Source organism: Phenylobacterium sp. CCH9-H3, assembly GCF_001557235.1.
In the GTDB taxonomy this organism is placed as follows: Bacteria; Pseudomonadota; Alphaproteobacteria; order Caulobacterales; family Caulobacteraceae; genus Phenylobacterium.
In genome coordinates, this window is record NZ_LSJI01000292.1 from 1 (window position 1) to 322 (window position 322).

Sequence of the window (322 nt, forward strand, 5' to 3'; positions counted from 1 at the left end):
GAGCCCCGCCGCATCGGTGCCGCTCTCGATGGTGATCACCCGCGCGTTGGCGCAGCCTTCCTGATTGATGCCGCCGAAGTCCGCCGCGATCAGCCGCGCCACCTGACGCATGGTCTCCTCCGACGCGAACGCCTCCTTGCCGACCAGGGTCGCGGAGAGCTTCGGGTCCATGGCCACCAGCTCAAGGCCCGGCTGCAGGTAGCGGGTGATGTGTTTCATCGAGGCGAACCCGCCCCAGGCGACCACCTTCTCGAAGTTCTCGGGCGAATAGAGCCGGCTCTCGAGCTCGGTGTTGCCGCCCTTCCAGTAGGCGACGCTGTAG

Annotated in this window: 1 protein-coding gene; it reads right to left on the reverse strand. The window is 67.1% G+C overall.

Features of this window, described 5'->3' with window-relative positions; translation table 11 throughout:
• On the reverse strand, window positions 1-322 hold a 322-nt coding region (locus AX721_RS25725; protein ID WP_197422720.1), incomplete at both ends, for an acyl-CoA reductase.